General features: G+C 44.1%; 4 protein-coding genes. 3 read left to right on the top strand and 1 reads right to left on the bottom strand.

Annotated elements, in window-relative coordinates; translation table 11 throughout:
• The first annotated feature begins 486 nt into the window (after positions 1-486).
• Positions 487-1,692 carry an alanine racemase gene (gene alr / locus BLQ79_RS07970; protein ID WP_091365571.1) on the top strand — a complete coding sequence of 402 codons (1,206 nt, stop codon included), beginning with the start codon at positions 487-489 and terminating at the stop codon, positions 1,690-1,692.
• A 176-nt stretch (positions 1,693-1,868) separates the two neighbouring features.
• Here alr and BLQ79_RS07965 read toward each other — a convergent pair whose 3' ends face one another.
• The gene (locus BLQ79_RS07965; RefSeq protein WP_091365568.1) at positions 1,869-2,171 is read right to left on the bottom strand and encodes an ArsR/SmtB family transcription factor; all 303 of its coding nucleotides are present in this window, start codon (positions 2,169-2,171) and stop codon (positions 1,869-1,871) included.
• A gap of 456 nt (positions 2,172-2,627) precedes the next feature.
• On the opposite strand from BLQ79_RS07965, the gene BLQ79_RS07960 reads away from it, so the two are divergent.
• Positions 2,628-3,878 carry a dicarboxylate/amino acid:cation symporter gene (locus tag BLQ79_RS07960; protein WP_091365566.1) on the top strand — a complete coding sequence of 417 codons (1,251 nt, stop codon included), beginning with the start codon at positions 2,628-2,630 and terminating at the stop codon, positions 3,876-3,878.
• A gap of 236 nt (positions 3,879-4,114) precedes the next feature.
• Positions 4,115-5,281 carry a cation diffusion facilitator family transporter gene (locus BLQ79_RS07955; protein ID WP_159427889.1) on the top strand — a complete coding sequence of 389 codons (1,167 nt, stop codon included), beginning with the start codon at positions 4,115-4,117 and terminating at the stop codon, positions 5,279-5,281.
• The last annotated feature ends 582 nt before the right edge of the window (positions 5,282-5,863 follow it).

Here is a 5,863-nt window from a genome sequence, read left to right as displayed (position 1 = left end):
TAGGAAAGCGTGCTGTTGTACGTTTGACTCTTATTCATCTTTAAAGCAGATCATAAGGCCGCAAGAATGGTTATGCCATTCTCGGCTCAGGATGGTGCAATCCTTGCAGATTACAGGAATGAAGCAGAATGTTCTCTTCTTGCAAAGGGCAAGCATGCGAAAGCTGATTAAAGGAAAGCATGAGAAACGATGCTCCTTTCTTGAAAGAAAGGGGGACCGACGAAGTCGGTGGATAGTTGATTCCACTTTGTTTGAATAAAGGAAAGTTGAAGGATATCACATATTTCCCTCTCTGGAGAGAAAGGGGGAATGACGACAAGAACTTGTCCTCATTGGCTGTAAGTTCATAAAATTATGAAATCTTTGATTTCCATACTATTGACAGCCCGGTCTTTGCTTGCGGACCATGAGCCTTTGGCTCATCTTTGTGCTACAATAAAGCGAAAAGCATAATACCCAAAATGGAAAATGAGGGGAGTAAAGTATATGATTGATGCAAACAGTACAACTGAAAATTTTACGCGCCGCGCCCTTTGGGCACAGATCGATCTGGATGCGGCAGCTCATAATATGCGTGTAATCCGGAAACATGTAGGTCCAGATGTACGTATCGCTGCGGTCGTCAAGGCCAATGCCTATGGACATGGTGCTGTAGAACTGGCCCGTGTCTTTGCAGAAAACGGAGCCGATTGTTTTGCTGTGTCCAGCCTGGATGAAGGGGTGGAACTTCGCCGGTATGCAGGAATCACCAAGGATATTTTTATCCTGGGTCATACGGATGGCCGCCGCACGGAAGAACTTCTGGCTTACCACATTGAACCAGCGGTGTTCAATCTGAAGAATGCAGAATACTATTCAGAAGAAGCCTCCCGCCTGGGACAGACTCTGCAGGTACACATTGCCATCGATACCGGTATGAGCCGTGTTGGATTCCTTCCCAGCGAAGAAACCATTGAGGCGATTAAGAAGATTGCCAGCCTGCCGCGCATTGAAATCCGTGGAATCTTCACTCATTTTGCTACGGCTGATGAAAAGGATAAGACCTTTACCCATGAACAGTTTAAACGGTTCATGTGGGTATGCACCCGTCTGGAAAACGAAGGAGTCCATATTCCTATCCGCCATTGCTGCAACAGTGCAGCTACCCTGGAAATGCCGGAGTATCATCTGGATATGGTCCGTCCGGGCATCATTCAGTATGGATGTGAACCGAGTCCGGATGTGCCCATGGAAAAATTTGACTTCCGCCCGGTTATGTCTCTCCGCTGCTGCGCAGCCCATATCAAACTGATTGATAAAGGGGCTACCGTCAGCTATGGCCGCCATTTCACCTGTGACCAGAGGCGAAAGATTGCTGTTCTGCCCGTAGGATATGCGGACGGATACATGCGTATACTCTCCGGCAAAGTGGATGTACTCTTCCATGGACACCGGGTACCTCAGATTGGGAATATCTGCATGGATCAGTGTATGATTGATATCACCGGCGAAGCCAACTGCCGATCCGGCGATGAAGTAGTACTCTTCGGCCGCCAGGGGAATCAGTTCATTCCTGTTGAAGAACTGGCTGATGCTGCAGGAACCATCAACTACGAAATCCTCTGCAACATAGGCCGCCGCGTGCCAAGAGTGTACATCCGCAACGGCAAGGTGGTGGACAGGGAAGAATATCTCTTTGATAAGTCTATATAATGAGCAGTAAAAAGAGCTATGTGAACATTGTTCACTATAGCTCTTTTTGTTTATTCCTGTCCTAAGGCAATAAAAATTGGGCTATGGTGAATATCATTCACATAGCCCAATTTTTATTGTGTCTGCAGTTGTCTGCATTGTGCTATCCGGGACCAGCTTGCGTCCTGCATATTCAGTTATGCATTTTCCCTTATTCCGCTCTTTGGCTGGAATACACTACCGAGCTGAGTAAGAAGATGATTCAGGTTTTCATGGTTCAGCGTATAGCTTACCTTCTTGCCGATCTTGCGGGAGTTAACCAGGCCGGCTTCAGACAGAATCTTCATGTCATGGGACAGAGTTGGCTGAGTTACCTGGAATTCTTCAAGAATATCGGATGCGCAGCGTTCATGGATGGAAAGCATGTCGATAATGCGAAGTCTCTTTGGATCAGCAATAGCTTTTAGACATTTGGTGGTAATGGAATAAAATTCTTTCATAGTTTAAATCCTCCTAAAACATTCCCCGATGTTTTTGAACGAATACATTCTACATCATCTATATGTAATTGTCTACTCTAAAGGCCATTATTCAAGGATAACAATTAATACTTCTTTTGATAATATTTATACAAAAATATAAATTTATAAAACTGTTATAGTAAGCAGTGAAAACCGAAAAAATAATATCAAGTATGCTATGCAAAAACCAATCCAATTTAAATTAATGCGAAAAATATTGAAAATAAGGGGGGAAAAAGTACGAAAATAAAAAGTGTATACTCATAAAAACAAATAGAATATGATGTAATATACCGTATATACCCAAATATAATCAAATATAATCAAATACAATCAAATACAATCAAATAAATATACTACTGCGAGAATAAATGTATTGCAATAACTACATCGAAAGATTATAATATAGATGATATTTTATAAGGGGGAAACCGAATGAACCTTTCAGTACAGATTTTCGCATCCCTGATTCTTTCCGTTGTTGTCGGACTGATTCTGGGACCGGATGCTGCGCCATGGGTGAAGCTGTGGGTAGCTCCGATTGGGACCATGTTCATCAATCTGATTAAGATGATGATTGTTCCTGTTATTTTATCCTCTCTTGTTACCGGGATGACCGGTCTGGGAGATTTGAAGAAACTGGGCCGTATTGGCGTGAAGACCTTGATTATGTATATGGGAACTACCGCCATCGCTATTCTTCTTGGGTTTGGCGCAGCTATGCTCATCCATCCAGGCGTAGGTCTGGATATGGGGGCAGCCGCTGCACCGGAAATCAAGCAGGCTCCGACCTTTATGGAAGTGCTGGTCAATATGATTCCTAAGAACCCGGTGGAATCTATGGCGAACGCAGACATCCTTCCGCTGATTGTTTTCTCTATCTTCTTGGGGGCAGGCATTGTAGCGGTAGGCGGAAAAAAAGGTGTATTCCTTACCCAGCTCTTTGATGCTCTGGCTGAAGTATGCTATAAAGTAATCGGCATGATTATGCGCGTATCTCCTATAGGCGTATTCTGTCTGCTGGTTCCGGTAGTCGTTAATAACGGGCCAAAAGTTCTGCTGCCGCTTCTCTCTGTTATCGTGGCAGCTGCTATTGGTTCTATTGCCCATATGATTCTGGTATATACACCGATTGTATCCTTCATTGGCAAGATTAAAGTTATCGATTTCTACAGAGCTATGTCTGAAGCTATGATGATCGCTTTCACCACCTGTTCCTCTGCCGGTACACTGCCGGTCAATATGAAGAACCTGATTGAAAAGCTGAAGATTAAGAAGGAAGTAGTTTCCTTTGTTCTTCCGCTGGGCGCTACCATCAATATGGATGGCACCGCAGTATATATGGGTGTATGTGCACTGTTCGTAGCCAATGTATATGGCATTCACCTTACCATCAATCAGATGATTATGATTATGTTCACCGGTACTCTGGCCTCCATAGGTACAGCTGGTGTTCCGGGCGGCGGACTCATCATGCTGGCTATGGTTCTCCAGTCTGCAAACCTCCCGCTGGAAGGCATTGCCCTGGTAGCCGGAATTGACCGTGTACTGGATATGTTCCGCACCACTCTTAACATCACCGGTGACGCAACCGTAGCCTGCGCGGTAGACCGTACAGAAAGAAAGTACGATAAAGAACTTCTCGAAGAAGCGAATAAAGAGCGAGAAGAAAACGAATTGAAATAATGAGCAATAAAAAATGCAGCGATGGCTGCATTTTTTATTGCTCAAGGGCCATGGCTTAACATCATAAGACCAGGGCTGTGCAGAAAAGCCAGGCTCATCATCCCCTTGCATTCCTGAAGGGAATGAGTACAATAGATAACAATTATCCGGCGGAGTACCGGAGTTACCTGATATATAGTGTATATAATTTATTTAATATAGTTTTTAATCGTTTCATATATTGTGAGGTCATGGACATGAAGGGGAATCTAAAAATAACCCGGCTCAGTGATGCAGAAAGGGAAAGAAAGATATCGATAGTGAGCGGCATTGGGGTGGCGGCCAATATTCTGCTCAGCATCATCAAGGCTATAGCCGGGGTATGGAGCGGATCCGCCGCTTTGATTTCTGATGCAGTCAATAACCTGACCGATTCAGCCTCCTCGCTGGTGACGATTATCGGAACTAAACTAGCTTCAAAACAACCGGATGAGGAGCACCCATTTGGACATAAGCGGGGCGAATACCTTACCAGTCTGGCCATTGGCATTATTATTCTTATGACCGGGCTTCAAAGTTTGTTTCATTCCGCAGAAAACATATACTATGGCACCCAGCCGGAATTTACAGTACTTACGCTGGGCGTTATCGGTTTCTCCATTCTGGTGAAGGTGTTTCTGTCTTCTTATACCATCAACGTGGGAAGGGAGACCTGTTCTGGAGCTCTGATAGCCTCGGGGCAGGATGCAAGAAATGATATTTATCTGTCCATAGGTACCCTGGTTTCTTCATTGCTTTATATGTTTGTTCATATCAATGTGGATGCCTGGATGGGGGTCATCATTTCCCTTTTCGTTACCCGTGTCGGAATACTCATACTGCTGGAAATCTCAGGAAAATTACTGGGGGAGAGGATACCGGACTCTCTGGCGGCCGGCATTTACCAGAAAGTAAACAGCGCACCATTTATTCTGGGCAGTTATGATCTGGTGCTCAACAACTATGGCCCTGGTAAGTATATCGGCAGTATTAATGTGGAACTGGATAAAGATACTACGGTAGGAGAGATTTATCCTTTACTCCATCATCTGCAGGATGAGATTGAACGGATTTATCATGTATATATCGTATTCGGGGTTTATGCGGTTCATTATGAAGACCCTCAGTCTAAAGTGGTAGTCAGAGCGTTGAATGAATTTAAGAAAAATCATAAAGAATGCCTCAACTTCCATGGAGTGGATATATTCCATAAAAATAAGTGTGTATATATCGATATCACCCTGATTTATGGATGCAACCGGGAAAAACTGAAATGGGAAGCAGAAACCCTGATTGAAAAGACCCTTCCAGGATATCACGCCCACGTAACCATAGATACAGAATTTTCCAACTCTCGATTCACCAAAAGTAAGGGGCGGGAATGAAAGGCAGCCAATATATTTGCTGTCGGCGTGAAGTACTCTTGATAAAGGGGGCTGTCCTTTATCAGGCTTTAAAGCAGCCCGGCCTACCGCCTGTAAAAATTCTTACGAATTTCAGATATCAGGGACTTGTGGGTACCTTCCCGTCATTCCCCTTTCGAGTTGGGATGAACGCAGAGCGTTCATAAGTCGGCAAGCCTGCGGCTCGAGATGGTGCAGCCTTTCGGCGGTTGCAAGTGTAATAAGCAAAAGCTTTTGTAGAATATAAACCAGAAAAGCAGAACGAATCTGATTCCTTTTAGATTCGTTCTGCTTTATTTTTGATATCCCCTTCGATATTAAACTTTCTAATATTGCTTGCATAGCGCATGGCTTAGTGATATTATCATATTCGCCGCTGATGAGGCGGCCACTTCCGGAAAGCGGTTCAACCGTTTTCCGGAAGGCATCGCAAAAAAGCACTTGACATTATAAAGCAATGCATGCTAAAATAATGGAGTCGCTTAGAGCGATTGGTTCTTTGAAAACTGAACAGTACAGCGAACAATAAAGCCGATGTGCGGATAAGAAATTATCCCGCAATTT

It is taken from the genome of Dialister histaminiformans, from assembly GCF_900103425.1.
Taxonomy (GTDB): Bacteria; Bacillota; Negativicutes; order Veillonellales; family Dialisteraceae; genus Allisonella; species Allisonella histaminiformans.
The sequence above is the reverse complement of the archived record's forward strand: the minus strand, read 5'-3'. Positions and strand labels throughout refer to the sequence as shown.